The organism is Halocynthiibacter sp. C4 (genome assembly GCF_028823805.1).
GTDB classification, from domain to species: domain Bacteria; phylum Pseudomonadota; class Alphaproteobacteria; order Rhodobacterales; family Rhodobacteraceae; genus Falsihalocynthiibacter; species Falsihalocynthiibacter halioticoli.
Window position 1 is genome coordinate 1 of the sequence record NZ_JAPEIE010000001.1, and the last position, 20,447, is coordinate 20,447.

The 20,447-nt window shown below is 51.8% G+C and carries 15 protein-coding genes and 3 pseudogenes; 12 read left to right on the forward strand and 6 right to left on the reverse strand.

Features of this window, described 5'->3' with window-relative positions:
* Positions 1-1,002: 1,002 nt before the first annotated feature.
* A pseudogene (locus OU789_RS16920) lies at positions 1,003-1,227 on the reverse strand (helix-turn-helix domain-containing protein); the annotation flags it as partial.
* Between the two features lie 15 nt (positions 1,228-1,242).
* Entirely contained in the window at positions 1,243-1,998 is a 756-nt protein-coding gene (locus tag OU789_RS00005) for a hypothetical protein (RefSeq protein ID WP_274652206.1), read from the reverse strand.
* Positions 1,999-2,213: 215 nt separating this feature from the next.
* On the opposite strand from OU789_RS00005, the gene OU789_RS00010 reads away from it, so the two are divergent.
* Positions 2,214-3,854, forward strand: a complete 1,641-nt coding sequence (locus OU789_RS00010) for a DUF1254 domain-containing protein (protein WP_274652208.1) — start codon at positions 2,214-2,216, stop codon at positions 3,852-3,854.
* A gap of 159 nt (positions 3,855-4,013) precedes the next feature.
* Complete coding sequence (locus tag OU789_RS00015; protein ID WP_274652210.1) at positions 4,014-5,498, forward strand: DUF1254 domain-containing protein; 1,485 nt, start codon at positions 4,014-4,016, stop codon at positions 5,496-5,498.
* Positions 5,499-5,944: 446 nt separating this feature from the next.
* Here OU789_RS00015 and OU789_RS00020 read toward each other — a convergent pair whose 3' ends face one another.
* The gene (locus OU789_RS00020) at positions 5,945-6,295 is read right to left on the reverse strand and encodes a hypothetical protein (RefSeq protein ID WP_274652212.1); all 351 of its coding nucleotides are present in this window, start codon (positions 6,293-6,295) and stop codon (positions 5,945-5,947) included.
* Positions 6,296-6,697: 402 nt separating this feature from the next.
* On the opposite strand from OU789_RS00020, the pseudogene OU789_RS00025 reads away from it, so the two are divergent.
* The 6 genes and pseudogenes from OU789_RS00025 to OU789_RS00050 all read left to right on the forward strand — a co-directional run bounded on the left by OU789_RS00025 (position 6,698) and on the right by OU789_RS00050 (position 10,992).
* Positions 6,698-7,387, forward strand: a pseudogene (locus tag OU789_RS00025) (SDR family oxidoreductase).
* 156 nt (positions 7,388-7,543) lie between these two features.
* Positions 7,544-7,837, forward strand: a complete 294-nt coding sequence (locus OU789_RS00030) for a ribbon-helix-helix domain-containing protein (protein ID WP_274654470.1) — start codon at positions 7,544-7,546, stop codon at positions 7,835-7,837.
* Positions 7,838-7,936: 99 nt separating this feature from the next.
* Positions 7,937-8,332 (forward strand): VOC family protein, encoded by a 396-nt coding sequence (locus OU789_RS00035; RefSeq protein ID WP_274652214.1) that lies wholly within the window; start codon positions 7,937-7,939, stop codon positions 8,330-8,332.
* A 60-nt stretch (positions 8,333-8,392) separates the two neighbouring features.
* On the forward strand, positions 8,393-8,917 hold the full coding sequence (locus OU789_RS00040; RefSeq protein WP_274652216.1) for a Twin-arginine translocation pathway signal: 525 nt from the start codon (positions 8,393-8,395) through the stop codon (positions 8,915-8,917).
* 24 nt (positions 8,918-8,941) lie between these two features.
* Positions 8,942-10,506: pseudogene (locus OU789_RS00045) on the forward strand (GMC family oxidoreductase); the annotation flags it as partial.
* Between the two features lie 345 nt (positions 10,507-10,851).
* Positions 10,852-10,992: a hypothetical protein gene (locus OU789_RS00050; RefSeq protein ID WP_342453556.1), complete on the forward strand. Its 141-nt coding sequence runs from the start codon at positions 10,852-10,854 to the stop codon at positions 10,990-10,992.
* Positions 10,993-11,376: 384 nt separating this feature from the next.
* On the opposite strand, the gene OU789_RS00055 is transcribed toward OU789_RS00050, so the two are convergent.
* Positions 11,377-11,865: a hypothetical protein gene (locus tag OU789_RS00055; protein WP_274652218.1), complete on the reverse strand. Its 489-nt coding sequence runs from the start codon at positions 11,863-11,865 to the stop codon at positions 11,377-11,379.
* A gap of 352 nt (positions 11,866-12,217) precedes the next feature.
* Here OU789_RS00055 and OU789_RS00060 point away from each other — a divergent pair, with 352 nt between their 5' ends.
* Positions 12,218-13,303 (forward strand): Hint domain-containing protein, encoded by a 1,086-nt coding sequence (locus OU789_RS00060; protein WP_274652220.1) that lies wholly within the window; start codon positions 12,218-12,220, stop codon positions 13,301-13,303.
* Positions 13,304-13,659: 356 nt separating this feature from the next.
* Here OU789_RS00060 and OU789_RS00065 read toward each other — a convergent pair whose 3' ends face one another.
* Entirely contained in the window at positions 13,660-14,514 is an 855-nt protein-coding gene (locus OU789_RS00065) for a transporter (RefSeq protein WP_274652222.1), read from the reverse strand.
* Positions 14,515-14,816: 302 nt separating this feature from the next.
* On the opposite strand from OU789_RS00065, the gene OU789_RS00070 reads away from it, so the two are divergent.
* The 3 genes from OU789_RS00070 (at position 14,817) to OU789_RS00080 (ending at position 19,145) form a co-directional block, all read left to right on the forward strand.
* Positions 14,817-16,718, forward strand: coding sequence for an amidohydrolase (locus OU789_RS00070; RefSeq protein ID WP_274652224.1), 1,902 nt, complete (start codon positions 14,817-14,819; stop codon positions 16,716-16,718).
* A 422-nt stretch (positions 16,719-17,140) separates the two neighbouring features.
* The gene (locus tag OU789_RS00075) at positions 17,141-18,547 is read left to right on the forward strand and encodes a serine hydrolase domain-containing protein (RefSeq protein ID WP_274652226.1); all 1,407 of its coding nucleotides are present in this window, start codon (positions 17,141-17,143) and stop codon (positions 18,545-18,547) included.
* A 208-nt stretch (positions 18,548-18,755) separates the two neighbouring features.
* Positions 18,756-19,145: an SHOCT domain-containing protein gene (locus OU789_RS00080; RefSeq protein ID WP_274652227.1), complete on the forward strand. Its 390-nt coding sequence runs from the start codon at positions 18,756-18,758 to the stop codon at positions 19,143-19,145.
* Between the two features lie 103 nt (positions 19,146-19,248).
* On the opposite strand, the gene OU789_RS00085 is transcribed toward OU789_RS00080, so the two are convergent.
* The gene (locus OU789_RS00085) at positions 19,249-20,304 is read right to left on the reverse strand and encodes an AI-2E family transporter (protein WP_274652229.1); all 1,056 of its coding nucleotides are present in this window, start codon (positions 20,302-20,304) and stop codon (positions 19,249-19,251) included.
* Positions 20,305-20,447 lie beyond the last annotated feature (143 nt).

Genomic DNA, 20,447 nt, shown 5'->3' on the forward strand with positions numbered 1-20,447 from the left:
GCAGCCTCAACTCGTGCCGGCAAATCATTGTTGGAGACAGCATCCAGCCGCGCCTTGGCCTTGCTCGCTTTAGATTTTAGTTCGAAAAGAAAGGGGTCGGCCCCATTGTGATGGCGTCCAGCCAGCATGTCCTCGTAATTCTCGTTAGTCATATAATCCATATCTCCACAGTGGATACGATGTGCGTCCGCCATTACTTTATTTGTTTTAGACTTTTCTAGCGACTGTTCAATGAAGCGCGGTTTCTAGCCCTTAATCCAAGAACGGCTTTGTCCGCGCTTAGGTCATTTGTCTTTCAAGAATGCGGCGTTTTAGATGAACGTCCGCTTCTAGGCAGCTGCATTGCAGCGACGCCTAGATGTAGACGGCAGCAAAGGGCCGAATTAGCAAGATTGACGGTTAGATTGCGTTCGTGCCTGCCGTTAAAATTTACATGATAGCTCCGTTCGGCAACGGCGATTGCATGCTCCCGCAGCCAAATTTATCACAATAATTACAATAACTTACGCCTCTCATCTGCGAGGCCGTTCGCGTTGGCAATTCTGCCCGTCGAAGCACTGTGGAAGCACAAGGATGCGTTTCGGGAGTGTGGTTGAAGTGCAACATCCACAGAATCTAGATACCGCAGCAAATGGCCCAAACTGGACCTTGGCCAGATGTGCGCGTGCTGCATCGCAGCTTCTCCTAAGCAGCCGTTCCAAACATTGCGCAGCTTTTTTACTGGCCAGAGGGCGGCACTGCGAACAAAGCCAACGTTCGCCACTCTTCAGGGAGAGTTCGGAGGCTGCGCATTATCGACCGCCGCCCAATCTGAACGCTTCGCAAATATGGTATGACCCTTCGAGAAATCTTCGTCGGGAAACCGCAATTCGTGATTGGGGCAGCAGTATCCCAGAGCAACCCTACAGTAATCTTTCGATTTACCTTGCTCAATAGCCGATCCCTAATCGGCTAATTCGAGGTGAAAAGGTCTGCCATGATGAGCAAGATTGGAATTGCCAATTAGGATTGCGCCAAGGCCGGTCGAACTGCTTTTGACCTGGTTGCCAATGTCGTAGAGGGATATTCCGCGAACTCGCGTTTATAGGCAGCCGAAAACCTGCCAAGATCGAAGAAGCCAAACGAGACAGCGACTTTGGTTACGGTTGTCTCTGCCAAAGGAGCCGCCGAGAGCAGCTTCTGGCGCGCGCCATGCAGTCTCTGCCGACGCAACAGCGCGTATATCGAGCAGCCGAACTCCGCCTAAACGCCGCGAGCCAGCGTGCGATAATTTACCTGAATCTTTTTGCACAGCTGATCAACAGAGTAGGTTCTCGAAACATCAGATCGAAGGCAATCGAGCAATGCGCCGACAGCGCGGGCTTGCTTGTTTCGGCTGCGCGCGCTCTCTCTGCCGAATTCGTCCGGCTGCGCCACTTGCAAGAGCCGTCGCTCAAAGTCGGCGCGCAGAGCAGCGAGCGCGGCGTTCCTCTGCACAAGGTTGGCTAATCTAGAAGCACGAACCAACTGCCGCATGATCTCGACCAAGCCTGGAGAACCATTCTGAGACCCGATCATGCCCTCAATCCGTTTTTTCGAATGAAGTTGGTCAATCACGGACGCTAGGGGTTCTGGCAAGCCTTCGTCGATGTCGATGAGCGCGACCCAGTTTTCATGACCGTCTGACATTACGGCATCCAGCGGCGTAGAGTGCAAAGCATAGAGCGCGCCTGACGATACCTGACGCGACCAAAGGACGGAATCTCGACGGGGATCAGAAGGCAATGCTACCACTAGCTTGCCTTCTGGAGGCATACCTTGAAGTCGTGCAGCACTACCGAAATAGCTGTCGTGATAAATCGTAAGGCCTGGCATCAGCAGGTAGTCAATCTCAAAGCGTACTCTTTTCGCGCCGCTTGTATTGATCATCAGATTCCAAGGGTTGACCGCGATTTCGAAAGCGGAAGGATCGTGCGTGGTTAGACGACCGCTCGTGAGGAATACCGGACGTTCTCCCATTAAAATATCCTATAAACAATATTCTTTTCGCCCAAGTGTCAGAAATTACGTAGCACATCTTAGGAGAAAAGTCTCCTATCTGAGTAAGGAATACGGAAACGGATCCCTTTGGCAGTTGGACAGCTATTTTAAAATTTGTCCAATTTTTTAGGTAAGCTGAGATAGTGCGGCCGTAGATCCGTCATATTTTAAGTCAGTAATAGGAGGTATTTGGAATGCGAATTGAAATACGAAGATTCTGTTCAACATTGACTATTGTTATGCTGCTTGCCGTCGGATCGGCAACCATTACCGCGACGCAATTACGGGCGGACGTACCGGCCTCAATCTCGACACCGGATCAGGTGGAAACTAGGTTAGGCACCTTGGAGTTCAAGGACGGCTACCCGACGAAGGAAACAGCCGAGGCGGTCCGCAACGAACTGGACTACATTCACGGCGTGGAGTCCTTCATGAATTCGATCCAAGGCGTCTCACTTTACGCTCTTCGCAAAGGCTACGAGGAACAGGGCATCAAGGATGGAGACTTTCTGATCTTCTCGAAACTGATGGACTCGAACTCGCTGTTCCTGACCGCCAATGCCGACACTGTCTATTTTTGGGGCAACGTCGATTTGTCTGACGGGCCGCTGGTCATCGAAACACCTCCGCAGGTTCTAGGGATCTTTGACGATTTCTGGTTCCGTTATGTTGGGGACTTCGGTCTGGCCGGTCCAGATAAGGGCGAGGGCGGCAAATTCCTTTTGGTCGGCCCAGAGTACGACGGTGTCCTGCCTGAGGGAGGTTTCTTCGTTCGGCACTCGCGCACCAATCTGGTTACGCTTCTTTTCCGCGCATTCCTCGAGAACGATGATCCGGCACCAGCAGTGGCACGGGTCAAAGAGACGCTAAAGGTTTACCCCTATAAACCCGGGGGCTATGGCAACAGCGTCGGACAGTATCTTGCCGGCGAGGCGCCTCTCGCGTCGACGCCCGAAGCCAAGAGCCCGCGCTTCGTCGAGGGATCTGGCATGGTGATCAATACCGTTCCGCCAAACGATTTCGGTCACTACGAGTTACTTAACGAAATGGTTCAACGCGAACCCGCCAGCGCACTCGATCCAGAGATTGCCGGCCAGTTTGCAGCGATCGGCATAGTCAAGGGGCAGGAGTTTGCTCCCGATGAGCGTATGAAGAAAACGCTGACCGAGGCTGTTGCCTTCGGAAACGCGGCCTCGCGGACGCTCGGAATGGGAGCGCATCCGGTCGACAGATTCCGCTATTACGAGGACGATGAGAATTCCGCCTGGTGGAATATGCTTTTCGTTGGGGGCTACCAATTCCAGGATCCGCCTCCGATGATCGGAGAAAATGGCGAGGTCATTCCTGCTGAGCCCACCGGAAACCGGAAGCTTCATTCGCGCACATCAATGTTTTACACAGCAACTGGTATCACGCCAGCAATGGTGATGCGCCTGACTGGGATCGGATCTCAATATCTGATCGCAAATGTCGATGTCGCTGGAGAACCCTTCGACGGCGCACTTACCTACAAGGTAACGCTGCCCGCTGACATTCCGGCCGAGCGTTTCTGGTCGTTCACGGTTTATGACAACCAGTCTCGGTCAATGCTCGCGACTCCGCAAATGTATCCGCGGGCCGGTAGCCAGGGCTATCCTTCGCCAGCCGCATCCGCGGATGCAGATGGGTCGACAACGATTTATTTCTCCCCTGAGAAGCCCGCTGACGTGGCCGATGGAAACTGGATCCAGACTGATCCGGAAAAGGGGTGGTTCACCATCCTCCGACTCTACAGCCCGAAAAAGTCGTTCTTTGACAAGACCTGGCGGCCTTCAGAGATCGAGTTGGTTGAGTGAGCACAAAAACTTCCGGCGGGCCGAGATGTCCGGCGGAAGTGAAATACGGCTTTTGACCTGCGCTCAGAATCAAGTTCGAGGGCCGCACTATTCCGGTCGGGGGGTACTCAGTTGAGATTGATTCACCCTGAGGACTGCAAATCAGGACAGGAGGTAACGATGAGAAATAGTCTACAACAGACTGTCACGGCAGCTAGCTTGTTTATTGCTGGTATGGCGATGATGCCAAATTACGCTGGTGCTCAGGAGGCCGTTGAGACACGGCTCGGAGAATTGGAGTTCACTCAAAATTATGGTTATCCGACGGAAGAGACCGCAGAGAAACTGTTCGATGAGATGGATTTCCAGCGTGCCAGCCAGTCTTACATCTGGGCTTTGCCAATCGTGCAACTGGCGAAATGGCAGGATGCCCACGAGCAAGTGTTCGGGGTGGATAACGGCCAAATCGTATTATACGACGATTTCGTAGATAAACTCGGTATCCTGACATCCAACAGCACGACGGTCTACCTCTTGGGAATGGTGGATCTGACCGAAAGCGGACCCTATGTGCTGGTTGAACCCGAGGGAGCGACCGGAGGGATGATACTCGATTTCTGGCAGAGACTCCTCACAGACACGGGAGTCATTGGTCCTTTTGAAGGTAAGGGTGGAAAGTACTTGTTGTTGCCACCTGGTGCTGAAGAACCTGAGAATGTCGATGATTACCACGTCGTAAGGTCTACAACGAATAATGTCTTTTTTGCCTGGCGGCTATTGGGAACAGATCCTGACGAGAACAAGTACATTAAAGAAACGGCAAACTCCTATCCTCTTTCACAAAAGGACAGTCCTCCTGCCGTAAAGATTGTCAAACCGGATGGCAAGAAGTGGGATCAGGTTCATCCAAGAGGTCTTGCCTATTGGGAGCTATTGTCCAACGTACTTAACACGGAAGTTATTGATGATCGCGATCGGTTTTTCATGGCGATGTTGAAGCCTTTGGGAATCGAAATGGGCAGCCCGTTTGAACCAGACGAACGGCAGAAAAAAATCCTGACGGAAGGAGCATATGTGGGCGAGGCGATGGCCAAGGCCAATACCTTCCACAAGCGTTTTGATGGGGTCCGATACACTGAGGGCAGCAAATGGCATTTCATTCTGCTGGCTGAACTGGACCAGAGGATGCCCACTTACGATCAACTCGACGAACGTGCGTCATACCTCTATGAAGCCGTTACCGTTTCAAAGGCCATGCAGGGCAAAACCGAGGGCTTGGGCCAAGCGTATATTGGTGCCTATCAGGACGAGGATGGAGATTGGTTGACTGGCGAGGAGACATACAGACTCCATGTTCCGCCGAATCCACCGGCTAAACGGTTCTGGTCTGTGACTGTCTATGACACCGACACTCGGACCATGATCAACAATGAATTGCAACGTCCAGACCGTTCTTCCAGGTCAGAAGACCTGATTATAAATGAAGACGGTTCGATCGATATCTACTTCGGGCCAAATGCGCCAGAGGGGAAAGAAAAGAACTGGATTCCTACCATCGAAGGAGAGAACTGGTTCGCTTACTTCAGGTTTTATGGCCCAGAGAAAGCCTATATCGAGAGAACGTGGGAGCTGCCAGATATTGAAAAATTCGCGGCGGCGGACTGAGCATCTCTAATGCTTAAGCCATCGATTGCAGCGGACGGCGACTGTCTGCCCCCGCTGCAACAAAGATCGTGTCTCGAACGTGGTGGAAACTTGAGGACTGGGCGCTTCTTTTTCATGTGAATGTCTCGTCGATCCTGCCAAGAAATTTCTACACCCGCATGCCCTTATCCACGGGGGATTATGAATCGAGCTCCTTGGTAGCCACATTGTCAACGGCGGCGTTAATTGAAGGACCAATACTGTATATGGGGCTCCAGTGAGGTCGTCAGGAAAAGAACGGCACGCAAGTCGAAAGTTTTCGCGCGATCTCAAGGCTGCGCCAGAACTGGCCCGGCCGTACAGAATTTACGAGATATCTTCGACCGTCCGATGCATGAATGGCTTCGAAACCGATAGTAGCCAACTCGAAATGTGCCACGCAACTGCCGTCGAGTCGCAGCGGCACGCTAACGGATGACCCGTCCGGCCCGTAGCCCCGTCACTTGCGCCCCGCTCGATACCGTCGCCATTTCATCAACGCCAATGTATTCTGTGACCTTTGTTCCAGGCGGTACAACCAAGGCCTCACGATCCGGCTCAAACCAAGGCGCTAGGATATCAACAGCAAAGTCGGCGCGGGCAACGCGCAGTTGTGTTTCAACGTAAGGAATGCCAAGTGCCGCCATATAATTCCGAAAGTGTTTCTCGGCTCCAGCAAGCCCGCTCTTTGCCACCCCAGAGGCGCGAAAGTCCACAGTGATTGCGGGGTTGTTTTGTATGCGGTCCTCTGGGTGTTGGAACAGCCAAACAGCGCCCATATCGCCCGTATGACAGGTAGAGCCCCGTGCGCCCTTTCCCGTGACGCTTAGGGCAATCTCGCCAAACTGGACAAGGCAATCGCTTTGGTTCTCTTTTGCGTATCGTTTTACAGAGGTCTATTCGGCTCGCAACTCCGGCGGAATATCGGCCTGAACGGTGAACTTAAGCCCATCAAAGCCAGAATGTAGGATATCTGCTGTCATCTACTCTCTCTTGCGTTTTCGTATTCGTTGAGGGGGGTGTTACAACGCCCCCCTGCATTGCTGACCCAACAGAGACAACCGTTAAGGTGCTGGTCGATTGCCAGCGCTAACGGAAAGAGGAGAAACTAGATGAGCAGCGTCAGTGTGGCTGAACAATAAGCCATCGTTACAGGTGGCACACGCGGTCTGGGTAAATCCATGGCTGAAGCTTTGTCAGAGGAGGGCGCGCGGGTTGTTATCTTTGGATAAAATGCCGGCGCTAATGATGTGGCCACCAAATTTCGCGAGCAAGGCTACGATTGCCAAGCCGTAACCGTTGATTTGTCAGACCCAAACGCTCGTGCCTCTGCCTTTGATTAGGCGCTGGAAATCTTAGGAGGCCGGCTCGATATCCTCGTCAATTGCGTCGGAGTGCAGGTCCGCCACAAGAGCGAGGACTTTCCGATTGAGGATTGGAATAAAGTCATTGAGGTCAATCTGAATGCCGTTTTTGAACTCTGCCAACGTACGGCCTGTGTCATGTTGCCAAGGGGGCGCGGCAAGATCATCAACATCGCCTCGCTACTTAGCTTTCTCTGCGGCTACACCGAACCTGCAAACACCGCTTCCAAAGGAGGTGTCGCGCAGTTGACCAAAGCTCTTGCCAATGAATGGGCGCGCCAATGGATCTGTGTAAATGCGCTCGCTCCAGGCTTCATGGACACCGAAATGAACACAGCCTTGATCGCCGACCCAACCCGAAACGCCGAACTAACCGCGCGCATTCAGGCCGGACGTTGGGGAAAATCCAAAGACATGAAGGGACCGCTTTTGTTTCTGGCTTCGTCAGCTTCAGACTATATCAACGGCGCAATACTTCCAGTCGATGGTGGTTATCTGGGACGTTGATAACTGCGTGAGATAAAGCCGGCTTTACATGCGGTTTAGGGTGCGAAAACTCAACGGAACCGATGAGCAGTTTGTAATAGTATCAATTTCTTATGGGATTTTTTGACTTTGAAGATCGCAGGGACTAGCTTAGCCTTACGTTAGGGAGAGAAAATGATGTGCCAAGTATTTGCAGCGCAGGATCCGCAGTGTTATGCGGCTACGACCAGAAGGTTGAGACTAAATGGTCAAAGCACAAGTATTCGGTTGGAAAACGCATTTTGGGAAATACTTGATCAAATTTCGGCCAAAGACGGCGTTACGACACCAGCCTTTATTTCCACTTTGCATTCAGAGGTATTGGAACTGCGGGGCGAGCCTTCAAACTTTACATCCTTGCTGCGCTGCGCCTGTCTGGCATTTATTGAAGCATCCTCCGAACGGCCAGCGGAAATGATCGCTGCTGAATAACGAAAACACCCAAAATTTAGGGTAGTGTTCCCCTACTACCCGTACCAACGGCTTTGCAGGCTAGCCTTACCCTCATAGTACAAGAGAGGGACAATACAGGTGGCCAAGGCAATTCACACAATGATCCGCGTTTTAGATGAGGCGCGATCACTGGATTTCTATCAGAAAGCATTTGGTCTGGAGATAGCCGACCGGCTCGATTTTCCAAGCTTTACGCTCATCTATCTTCGAAACAAAGAAACCGACTTTGAGGTCGAGCTTACGGTCAACAAAGATCGCAGCCAGCCATACGAGTTGGGCGATGGTTATGGACATCTGGCGGTATCAGTCTCGGATATCCATGCAGAACATGCACGTTTCGTCAGCGAAGGGCTCGCGCCAAGAAAGGTCGTTGAATTTGCACCCACTGGCGAAGTGATTGCGCGGTTCTTTTTTGTTCAAGACCGGGATGGTTACCAGATCGAGGTGCTTGAGCGTGGAGGGCGCTACCTTTGATTTGCTACCGGTGCTTGCACGCCAAACACCGAAAAACTTGCAACACAATGGGAGGACATTATGAGAAGCAAGAATGGTCCTAAGGGACTAACCAGACGCCAGTTATTGGCGCGTGCTACAGCAGCGGGGACGGTGTTCGTCGTTGGCTCTGGCTTTGTCGCAGCAAAAAACGCGGCTTGGGCTACGGAACTGACCAAGCTAAAGCCAGCCTCATTTGCCACGCTGGTTCAGATGGCACATGACATTTATCCGCACGATCAAATACCAGATGAGAACTATGTAATCGCGGTGAAGGGCTATGATAGCGCCGACGCTGCTCCAGCAATCGAGTCCGGAATTGAAGCATTGAACGCTGCGGCGCAGGCGCGCGGTTATGCAGATTATCTTGCCGTTGGTTGGGAGCGTGACCGCGTGGATATCTTGCGAAGGATGGAGGAGGATGCATTCTTTCAGCAAATCCGAGGCGGACTTGTAACAGGCCTATATAACCAGAAATCGGTCTGGCCGATCTTTGGCTATGAAGGCGAGAGCTTCTCAAAAGGCGGTTACATCGACCGCGGCTTTAACGACATCAACTGGCTTTAAGCCATAGCCTAGGGAGAAACGGATATGGCTGCACCATTTGAACTCACCGACGACAGCGTTGTCGTTATTATTGGAACTGGCGCCGGCGGCGGCGTCCTTGCAAACGAACTCGCCCAGAAAGGCGTCAGCGTTGTTTCGCTAGAAGCGGGAGGGCGCTACCTCCCCGAGGATTTTGTTAACGACGAATGGGATAGCTTTAGGCAACTGGCCTGGACTGATCCACGGACTACAAGCGGCGATTGGCGAGTGGCCAAGGATTTTTCAGGATTACCAGCCTGGATCGTTAAGGCAGTTGGCGGGACCACAACCCATTGGGCTGGTGCTTCCCTGCGTTTTCAAGAACACGAGTGGAAGGCACTCACGAACTATGGCGCGATCGAGGGGGGGCCAACCTCGTGGATTGGCCGATCGACGCTGATGAAATGGCGCCGTGGTATGACAAGGCCGAGAAGAAATTGGGCGTCACCCGCACCAACGGTATCAAGGGCCTGCCTGGGAACAACAACTATAAAGTATTTGAAAAAGACGCGAAGGCGCTCGGATACAAAGACGTACACACGGGCCGAATGGCAATCAACTCGGAAGAGTATGACGATCGCCAGGCCTGTCAGCAAACCGGCTTTTGCTTTCAAGGCTGCAAGTGGGGCGCGAAATGGTCGTCCGCCTACACTGACATCCCGCGCGGCGAGGCAACAGGCAATCTCGAGGTGCGAGAAAAGGCGCATGTTGCGCGCATCTTGCATGATGATACGGGCAAGGTGACTGGTGTTGAATATTTTGATGCTGAAGGTACCTTACAAATGCAGAAGGCGCGGATTGTCTGTGTGGCAGGCAATTCCTTTGAGAGCCCGCGCCTCCTTCTTAAATCGGCCACTTCCATGTATCCCGATGGCCTTGCCAATTCCTCTGGCCAATTCGGTCGAAATTACATGCGTCACATGACCGGTTCTGTTTACGCAACTTTCGATAAACCTGTTAAGATGTGGCGCGGTACGACAATGGCTGGAATTATTTCGGACGAGTCTCGCCATGACCCGTCACGCGGATTTGTCGGCGGGTACGAGATGGAAACTTTGTCACTTGGTATACCATTTATGGCAGCCTTCCTTGATCCTGGCGGGTGGGGGCGTGAATTTACAACGGCGCTCGATATGTACGAGAATATGGCGGGCATGTGGTTGGTTGGTGAGGATATGCCGCAGTCGAGTAACCGCGTAACCCTAAATTCTGACGTCAAGGATCAGTGGGGGCTACCGGTGGCCAACGTGCATTTTGACGACCACCCCAACGATATTGCCATGCGCGCCCACGCTTATAAGCAGGGGCAGGCAATCTATGACGCGGCAGGGGCCACTCGTACTTTCCCGACACCTCCATATCCTTCAACTCATAATCTTGGAACAAACAGAATGTCGGAAAACCCCGAGGATGGCGTTGTGAATAAGTGGGGGCAAACCCATGATGTTGACAACCTGTTCGTATCTGACGGTTCGCAATTCACAACCGGCGCTGCGGAGAACCCAACACTGACCATTGTCGCGTTGGCAATTCGTCAAGCGGACCATCTTGCCCGTGAGATGTCAGCAGGGAAATCTATGAAGCTACTGTTGCACCGGTTTTATCCGGTGCAGCGATTCACGCTTGGCGTAAGTGAATATTACGCCAAGTGGTGGTTAAATGCGGTAGCAAATGGTTTGGACAGTTTTGGTCGACGGGAAGCGGTCATTCGCTGCGTTTTCGACGAGGGACAAAGTTAAGGGTGTCAGCCCGGACGAAGGCAGGTTGGAAGCTGACCCCGCTCAAGCTTTTCCATGACGAGGCACAGAAACGGCAAGAAAACCATCTCATGCAGCTGATTGGCGCTGGGCCACACCTGAACAGTGATCGCAGCAATCATCCTAGGCGGAAGGTCGCTACAAGGTGGGCGGGGCACGATGGTTGATGTGTTGATCCTCGGCACCCTCAACAACGGTTTGACTTTGATGAATGTCACTAGCTTCTGGCAAGACGTGACGCGCGGCGTGGTACAAATTCTGGCAGTTGGGTTTGATGGCTTGCGGCAGCGAATGGCCTAAAGTTTTGCCCACAACATCAGGCGGATTAAAGACTTGCTCTGCGAGCGGTCAAACTCGGCAACTTAGCCCCGTTCGACAACGGTGGTATCGCCCTCCTGTAGCCAAATTTACCACAATAAGTACAACACGCTAACGCCCAAAGGGCGTTTGATGCGCTTAGGTGCTCGGCGCATGGTGCTACGCTTGACAGCAAATGTATTCACGATGAATTTTAGCAAAAATGGTGTTCAAACCAGACTGGTGACCAGCAGAAACAAAACGTAATTAGGCTCCTTTGCCGTACTCGGTACCTTGATTTGATGTGAACTCGCTGTGAGTGCGGCAAAAACAAATTGGTTCTAGGATACCCAAACAATTACTGCTGTATTCTCTTGCACAACTCGGTCAGCTCAGCAGCATTTCATTCACCTCACAAGCCATGCTTTGGCGTTCCTCAGGCGCCACCTCACGAAAGTAAGCTTCCAGGTTCCAGCCGGCCCAAAATTTCCCTACCTGCCCATTCGTCATTTCCGCCTTGCCAACAGCAGTTCCGGTTCTTTCTTCAAAGTAAGTATAGACGGATGCCCCGTTTCTTCCGTCGTCACATTCGAACCTAGCAACACCTATTCCTAAGTAAGTTTTCTCCCACAGGCCTACACATGACGCACCGCTTGATGAATCAGCAATCAATGGGCCACCTACCAAACCGTGCGTTCGGCCCCTGAAAATTTCGCCGGTCTTCTCAATGCAACCGACAAATGGCACGCAGTAATCTTCAGTCGAGTCGCACTGAACAGTCTGTGCCTGAGCCTGTCCAATTTCTAATAATGCCGAAGCGAATGAAGCTTTCAGCGCACACCCGAGAATGAACCGTACAAACCGTTTGGATTTCATGACCTAACAACACCGTTTTAGAAGCAATGCCTTATGGTGGTGCAGTAGAAACTCTATGGCAAGCTGTGGTTTGTAGTTTGGTGTACTGGATCAGTATAGAGAGGCGAATTTGGAAAAGGTACGTATTGTCTGACGTCAGCGCATATGGGTCCAAATAACTTTATTTGCTAAGAGAGTGTTCATGGCTCATCGTACCCACCGCGAAGTGGAAGGTCCGACAGACAACTGGAACCCACAAAAACCCTAGTGAGAAGATCGTCGAAATATTAAATGCTCCACGTCTAAAAATTTATGGCGCTTGCTTTCTTAGGCCCAGAGCATAAGATTTGAGCTATGTGTTTTTGGATGTGGTATGGCTGAAGTTGTTTCTTATAATCCTACACTAGGCATTATCACGATCGCTGCAGCTCCTGGCGAAGACGTGTCAGGGTGGTCGTTTGAAAGTTACGAAAAATCGGGGTCACACGCGACTTTTCTAGGCAGCGGATCTGTTGATTTTTCAGATCCCCAAGTTTCGGCATCCGATCCTAGCGTTGTCTACTATACAAGTAATTTTGGCCTTACGACCGGCAACTCTCGTGATGCAGTCGCACTGATCGACGGCAACGGAGATCTAGTTGAAGTGATCGGTTGGGGAAACGATAGCAGCTATACACTTATTGGCGGTACAGCGAATGGGCAGATAATCTCTGGCTCAAGCGGTAACTACGCTGGGGATAACGATCAGAACTGGTACTCCAAAACGCCCGGAACGAACTGGAATGGCAATAACGGTTCGCCTGATAATGGACTACCAGATGATCTTCAACCATATACACCTCCCTGTTTCGCATCTGGTACGCTGATCGCTACCCCGAGTGGGCGCTGCCCAGTAGAAACCTTGCGTGTAGGTGATACGGTTCTAACGTCCTCGGGAGAGCCCAAAACCATTCGTTGGATTGGCGCCAGAACCATTTACTTTAGTGGCGATTATTCACCGAACCACTTGCGCCCCATTATAATACGCAAGGACGCTTATGGCGAAGGTCGCCCAGACCAAGACTTGTGTGTTTCGCCTCAACATCGAATTGTCCTTAGCAGTGAATGGAACGATCTTCATTTTGGCTGCACGGATGTCTTGGTTGCAGCTAAGCATTTGGTCAATGAGACAACTATTCTCCGAGACGAAAACTGCACATCTATTAAGTATGTGCATTTACTACTCGATCAGCACGAATTGCTGATCTCCAACGGATTGGCCAGCGAGAGCTTTTATCCTGGTCCTGTAACACTAGCGAGCCTCGGCGCTGCGCAGAGATCCGAGCTTATGGAAATATTCCCAGAGCTTCATTCGATTGAACCAAGCTACGAAAAAGCCTGCTTGCCATCGCTCGACCGCTGGGAGGCTTGCATCGCTGTGTCCGGTCAAAAAGTCGCTCGTCTGAACCAACGCGCGTAAGCCCTCATACAGGGGCTTGGCGTTGCAGGCATTCGCAGAGGTATGTTGTGGCTTGAGTTATCGGTTGTCGCGCTAAATAATTTGCGCGAGGTTGATGTGCACCTACACGTTGGTTTGGATGTTGTGAGTGCGTTTCGTAAGGCCGGGATTTCGGACAAGCCACCTCACGGTAGCTTTCGTCGTTTTTAGGCAAGCCCAACGGCCTGCGCGGTAACCGTGCATTAAATCGAACGACTGGGAATACGCGAATACCCCTTTGGACGTCCGCATAGAGCCTCGACAGTAAACACCGCGGGCGATCTGGAGGTTCTGTTTGGCGAAACCAAAGTGTTTCGTGAAGCTTGGAAGCAGAGTTCCTATTTCGGGAACATAAAGGTCATCGTAAACCGTGCGCCCCAGCCCTCTGGCCCTGTGGGCGTAGATTCAGCCCAATACCGTAACCCGCCTGAGAGGCTAACCGGTTGTTTTCCAAAATTCACTACTTTGGAAACACCAAAATTGATTGGCACGGACCACTGATCCTCTGTCCAGTCATAGGTTGATTCTGTATTAAGGAAGGCACCCCAAGCATTTGGCCAAGTGTAGACGAGGAAGGGCTGCATAAACGTTGAGCTGATTTCGGTTTCTCCGCCAACGTCCCAGATATGGTTTGCCAGCGCGCCATAAGTCCAACCGCCGGAAATCCGCAAGGCTACACCAGTCGCGCCTAAACCCCATTCGCCAAGCCCAAACGGACCGTCATTCCAGCGCGATGTCGGCACAAGGACGACAGGACCCGCGCCCCAGATCCAGCCACTTGATGTGGGTGCTTTGGGCGAGAAAAAGAAACTTTGAACAACATCGCCAACCCCGAATTCGGATCCGGCACCGCTTGGAATGCCGTCTGTCAATTGCAGCGGAACGATCGTACGCGAAATCAAATTCCAATCGTCGCTAAGGTCAAAGGGAATGACCGGCTGAACGTTCAAGGTCCAATTCGAACCGTCATCATTAGGCCCGTAGTTCTCGTTGTAGTTAAGCTGGAACGGCGCGCTAATAAGGGAAGCAACCGGGTTCGAGAGTGTTTGGGCGAGCTCGCTAGCCGACTCTTCTTCAGCCGCCGCTCCTTGTGCGCCTAAAATGAGCGCGGCCATTGCTGCCAGTGTGGCACCCTGCTTTTTCGCCATGGATGAGCTGAGGATGCTTTTTGAAATACGTTTTAAATTCATCATTAATATGTTCCCCCACTAGGGTGAGTTTCTGCCCCGTAATTGCTCTCGGCTTAATTATCCTTGACGGGGATGGCTTCTTTCGAAAGTATAAATCTAACACCAGCTTAACGCGATGAGGAGCTACCGCGTCAAGACAACATTTCGTTTACAATACGTTTAGAAAGTGGAATCTCAGTTCAAAGGCAATGAAATACTATTAAATGCCAACACATTAGGCGCGAGTTGATTACTACTGTGATCTCGTTTTCCCCGCGGTATTCAGCTTTCTAAGCCCCTTTAAACCAATTGCATTGGAGCCCCTCATGTTTAAACAAGACCGCCGCTCATTTTTGAAATCGGCACTATTTGGAGCAACCTGCCTGACGCCAATTGGTCAATTCGCTTTTGCGCAGAGTTCATCACTGACTGACATCGGCGCGGCTATGGGAGTCGTTGATCAGGTTACCATCTACACCGCGCGCGAAATCGTCACGTTGGATCCCGATCAACCATCGGCGGGCGCGGTGGCTGTTGTGAATGGCCGCATTCTTGGGGTGGGTGACGTCGAAACCTTGACCGAGGCGCTGGCCGATCAACCATATGAAATCGATGAAACCTTTGCAGATAAGGTGATCGTGCCGGGCTTCATCGCGCAGCACGACCATCCGGTGTTGGCTGGCCTATGTATGTCCTCCGAAATCCTTTCGATCGAAGATTGGGTGCTGCCCGCGGGTACCGTTCCTGCGGTGAAAGACAAAGCAGATTTTCTGACCCGCTTGAAGAGCGCCAGCGAGGCAATCGAAGACCCGGACGAGCCGCTTCTGACGTGGGGGTATCACAGCTATTTCTATGGAAAACTGACACGCGAAGATCTGGATGGTGTCAGCGAAACCCGCCCGATCATCGTTTTTGCCCGCTCCTGTCATGAGTTCACGCTCAATAGCGTGGCGCTTGAAAAAGGTGGCATTGACGAAGAATTGGTGTCTGGCTGGTCGCAATCTGCGCAATATCAATCCAACCTCGAAGAAGGGCATTTCTGGGAGCAAGGCGTATTCGCAATTTTGCCAAGCATTGCGCCAATGGTGTTCAATCCCGAAAAATTCGTCGCGGGCTTGGAGCTCATGCGCGACTACATGCACGCCAAGGGCGTGACCTTCGGAAACGAACCCGGTGGGATCCTTTCAAAAGACGTCCAAGACATGGTGAATTCCGTCATGTCGGCGCCGTCAATGCCGTTCCGATGGACCTTTATGGCTGATGCAAAGAGCCTGATTGCCAAATACGACGATGACGCGACTGTAATTTCCGAAACGGAGAAGCTGGCCTCATGGTACGGCGGCATGACTTCACTTGCAGAAGGCAGCGCCAAGCTCTTCGCCGACGGCGCGATTTATTCATTGGCAATGCAATTGCGTGATCCGCTGCTTGATGATCAGGGGCATGGCGGCGTCTGGATGATGGACGAAGACAAGTTCCTGCGCGGGTTTCAGGTTTATTGGGACGCGGGCTATCAGATTCATATTCACGTCAACGGCGATGCGGGCCTCGACAGGGTACTAAATGCGCTTGAAGTCAACATGCGCCGGAACCCGCGGTTTGATCACCGCACCGTAATCGTGCATTTCGCGGTCAGCGATTCAGATCAAATTCCCCGCATCAAAGAACTTGGCGCTATTGTAAGCGCCAACCCTTATTATGTTCGGGCGCTCTCGGACAAATATGGCGAAGTGGGCCTTGGCCCGCAGCGCGCAGATTCCATGGTGCGCCTTGGTGATCTGGAAGAAGCAGGAATTCCTTATTCGCTGCATTCTGATATGCCCATGGCGCCAGGCGATCCGTTATTCTTGATGTGGTGCGCGGTCAATCGGGTCACTTTCTCTGGTCGGGTTGCTGATGCGGACCAGCGGGCCTCACGCGAAAAAGCCCTCAGAGGTGTGACTCTCGACGCGGCCTATTCCCATCGCATGGAAGACGAGCTTGGCAGCATTCAAGCCGGTAAGCGCGCCAATATGACGATCCTTGAAGAGAACCCTTTGACCGTAGACGCCATGAAGATCAAAGATATCAAGGTTTGGGGAACAGTGATGGAAGGTACAAAACTCAAAGTGGGCTATCAGGCACAAGAGGACGCCTTCCTTGCTCCAAATATTTCAACCGAGGCTCAAACGCGGGTAGCGCGCGCGGCACTCAACCATGCGCTGTCTGTGGTTCATAGCCATCTCTAAGTGATATCCGCGCTCGTGGGCTGGGCTTTAATCCATGATTTCGAAGCGATCGCGTGATACTGGAATTATTTTGAACTATTTGAGGGGGTTGGGCGACAATTTGCTGCATTTCCCCTGCGTCACCGTCATTGACGCTATAATGAGAACCTGCAAAACTTCGACTCGCCGCTTCTATTTCGAACGCGGCTAGAACAGCCAGAAATAGCGAGAAAGGATCAATTGAAAGATCATTGGAATCCGGCACTTGCTACGCTGCATTTCAGGCATATGTGCATGATGTACGATGCGCCAGTCTCTTCGTTGGCTCTGGTCGTCGTTCGTCCTGATAACGCTGATGATGGTCACCCAACCACCTCACCTCTTGCAAACATTATGAAGTGTAATTCTTCAACAGAGCCGAATTCATCAAACCAGAGGTCAACATGACAGATAATAGCAAACAAAAAACTCGGAAAGCGAAGTCCGGCCTAGACCGCCGAGAAGTCCTTTTTAGCGGCGCAGGTGTGGCTGCTCTCGGAGCAATGGGAGGCTTTGCCTTCGGTGGCCTGAGCCCGACACGTGCAGCAGCGCAGACGAGCGAACCATTCATTCAGCCGATCACCGAACGCACAACACCAATTTCAAAGGCGAAAGAACCGCTTCCATACGACGTGGCAAAGGAAGTCCGTGCTCGTTTCAGCGTGCCCAACTGGCAATCTGCTGGGGATGACGGCGTTTATGTCAACATGCATTTCCCGTCGTTCAAGCCGACCGATATTGCGATGCCAAGCCATCCGCCACGTGAGTTGGAACGCGACATTCAACCTCAACTGAAAGACCTGACCTTCACTCGGGAAGACGGATCGCAATCCGATACGCTTGATGGATATGTCTATGGCGAGAATCGGACGCAGGCGCTCTTGATGGCGCATAAAGGGAAAATTGTTTACGAAGCCTATCCTGGTATGAACCCATGGGATTACCACATTTGGATGTCTGCCTCGAAGACTTGCGTCGGTACGCTTTGCATCATCCTTGAGCGCGAAGGTCTTCTCGATCTCGAAGCGCCAATTTCTGATTATGCGACCGAACTGGCCGGCACGGCTTGGGATATGGTTTCCGTTCGCAATGCATTGAACATGGCGTCTGGTCTCGATGTTGAAGAAACAACCGAAGCGTTCCTTGACCCGAACAGCTGGATCGAGAAGTTCTTCGCATCGCTGTTTGGCGGTGACGGAAATGCATGGATTGAAATTCTCCAGTCCGTGAAGCCTCTCGACGGCGAAAAGCCGGGTGATCATTTCCGCTATTCAACCTCGATCACACAGGCGCTTGTTTTGGCGCTCCAAAGTGCTTCAAACCTGAAATACGTGGATCTCTTCAATGATCGGATCTGGTCCAAGATCGGCGTCAAAAACCAGTACATGGTTGGATTGGCATCAGACGGCACCGCAGTCGGTGGCGGTCTGAATATGACCACTCCAGAAGACATGCTGCGTTACGCGATGATCTTCACGCCAAGTTGGAACGTTGTTTCCACAGAGCGGATTATTAGCGACGATCTGTTGCGGCGCATCCAGACACTGGGCGATCCAGCAGCCTATAAAGGCAGCACCGAAGAAGGTTATCACGCGCAGTGGTTCGGCGAGAGCGGCGAACGCAACTCTGCGCAGTGGGACGTGGTCTTTGCCGATGGCGCCATGTTCAAGCACGGTAACATGCACCAAGGTATCTACAGCGACCCAGCCAGAGATTTCTGTGGGATGATCTTCTCTACAACGCCAAACGATCAGCCGGATTACACGCCGGGTTACCTCCGCGCTGCAGCTAAAATGCTGGCAGGTGGCTAAGCACTAAAGCTTGGAGTGGCGGCGCATCGTCTTCGCCACTCTAACGCGTTCTACCGCATCAGGTGGGTTGCGGGGCATATCAATGCGCCCCTAAGTTGCGCGTCTGAAATTAAATTCAATTGAAATTTTCTTGAGGGTGCCCATACTGGCGCACGTAAAATAAAGCGTTTTAACCTCAAGACCAAGAAACAAACAAAGGATTAAAGACATGCAAGAAACCATCGGATTCTTCGATATTATCTGGTCCATATTCTGGCTGTTCCTCATGGTGGCCTGGTTCTGGGTCATGATTGGCGTTGTCACGGACGTTTTCAGATCACGTGATTTGAACGGATTTGCAAAGGCGGCGTGGGTTGCATTCGTCATCCTCATCCCGTGGCTTGGCGTCCTCTGCTATGTTCTTATTCGTGGCGACAAGATGAACGAACACCGCGCCCAAACAATGGCCGAAATCGAGGACTCGCAGCGCGACTATATCCGCTCTGTCGCACAGGTTTCTGCGGCTGATGAACTTGAAAAGCTCGGTGCGCTAAAGGAAAAAGGCGTTATTTCCGAAGAGGAATTCAACGCGCAGAAGGCAAAAATCCTATCTGCTTGATAGCGAGAATGGATGCTAAGTCACGATAGATTCATTCTATTGGTGCTTAGGATTAAGTTTACTGAAAGGCCCTGCTTCCGAGCAGGGCCTTTTTTAATGAGTCCTAATGGTGCTCATCAATTTCGCCATCGCGGGAGAGCAAGATCGCAAGCCATCTCAAATTCGGAACTTCGGACGCAATAACCATCACGATGACCGTCAAAGGTACGGCAAGGAATGCCCCAAGTCCGCCCCAAAGCAGCGACCAGAAAACCAGCGAAACTGTGATGACGAAGGTACTCATATTCAACGATCTACCTTGCATCATTGGTGTGAGAACGTTGCTGATTAATTGATCGGCGCCACCATAAATGACGATGACAGCAGCCAAAGGCCACAAGCTGTCGAACTGCACAAGGGCAACGAGCGAAGGGAGCAAGATGCCGATGAAAGCGCCAATATTTGGAATAAACCCGACGACGAAAATATTGATCGCAAGGAACGCGGCGAAGTCGAGACCGATGGCGCGGAATACAACGTATGCAACTGCGCCACTTAACAAGCTCGTCGTGGCATTGACCCACATATAGTCTTTAATTCCATCCGCTGCCCGTCGAAGGATCACGGCAAGGTCCGCTCCTTCGGGATCGGACGAAGACAGCAGAGCGATTTTCTTTGTCCAGTTTGTTCGCTCTGCGATAAGAAACACAAAATATAGTGTCAGCAAGGCGACTTGGGCGACGCTTCCCAAAAGGCCATTTGCGAGGAACATGACCAATGTTCCCACTTGAAGTTCGTCGGCTGCTTGCTCAATCGCTTCCACACCACGAACGCCAATAATGGCCTCGAGACTCACGAGAAGTTCGCCAAGACGCACCTGAAACTTTGGAAACGAGTCGATGATTTCTTCGGCAGCCGCGGAAGAGACCAAAGCAAATAACCAAATCGCGATAATAAATATCACCGTCGCAAGAAACCGAGCTTTCCAACCTGAAACTGATTTCCCAAAGATCGAAACCTTCGCGAGTCTGTCCGTAAAGGCAGTTGCAAGAACAAAAATAAGAAACGCGACCGCAAGAAGCTTCAGCAGGTCGCGACCAAACCACAGCAAGGCAATAATGAAAGGGACCCCGACTATGATCTTGAACCAATCAGGTGCAACGGCCTGCTGTGATTTCATTTTTTCTCATCCCAGTGATTTCGGCGCGCGCATTTCCGCAAAGTTGAAACAACATTAGAAAACGAAATCTCAGCGCGCAAGGATACACTGCTTTGGTTCTCAGACGTCGCTTTCGCGTTAAGAAATTGTCGAAAGTTTCAAAG

Coding starts and splice junctions, on each gene's coding strand:
- OU789_RS00005 (WP_274652206.1), bottom strand. CDS start 1,998: ATGGGAGAACGTCCGGTATTCCTCACGAGCGGTCGTCTAACCACGCAC.
- OU789_RS00010 (WP_274652208.1), top strand. CDS start 2,214: ATGCGAATTGAAATACGAAGATTCTGTTCAACATTGACTATTGTTATG.
- OU789_RS00015 (WP_274652210.1), top strand. CDS start 4,014: ATGAGAAATAGTCTACAACAGACTGTCACGGCAGCTAGCTTGTTTATT.
- OU789_RS00020 (WP_274652212.1), bottom strand. CDS start 6,295: ATGGGCGCTGTTTGGCTGTTCCAACACCCAGAGGACCGCATACAAAAC.
- OU789_RS00030 (WP_274654470.1), top strand. CDS start 7,544: ATGTGCCAAGTATTTGCAGCGCAGGATCCGCAGTGTTATGCGGCTACG.
- OU789_RS00040 (WP_274652216.1), top strand. CDS start 8,393: ATGAGAAGCAAGAATGGTCCTAAGGGACTAACCAGACGCCAGTTATTG.
- OU789_RS00050 (WP_342453556.1), top strand. CDS start 10,852: ATGGTTGATGTGTTGATCCTCGGCACCCTCAACAACGGTTTGACTTTG.
- OU789_RS00055 (WP_274652218.1), bottom strand. CDS start 11,865: ATGAAATCCAAACGGTTTGTACGGTTCATTCTCGGGTGTGCGCTGAAA.
- OU789_RS00060 (WP_274652220.1), top strand. CDS start 12,218: ATGGCTGAAGTTGTTTCTTATAATCCTACACTAGGCATTATCACGATC.
- OU789_RS00065 (WP_274652222.1), bottom strand. CDS start 14,514: ATGATGAATTTAAAACGTATTTCAAAAAGCATCCTCAGCTCATCCATG.
- OU789_RS00070 (WP_274652224.1), top strand. CDS start 14,817: ATGTTTAAACAAGACCGCCGCTCATTTTTGAAATCGGCACTATTTGGA.
- OU789_RS00075 (WP_274652226.1), top strand. CDS start 17,141: ATGACAGATAATAGCAAACAAAAAACTCGGAAAGCGAAGTCCGGCCTA.
- OU789_RS00080 (WP_274652227.1), top strand. CDS start 18,756: ATGCAAGAAACCATCGGATTCTTCGATATTATCTGGTCCATATTCTGG.
- OU789_RS00085 (WP_274652229.1), bottom strand. CDS start 20,304: ATGAAATCACAGCAGGCCGTTGCACCTGATTGGTTCAAGATCATAGTC.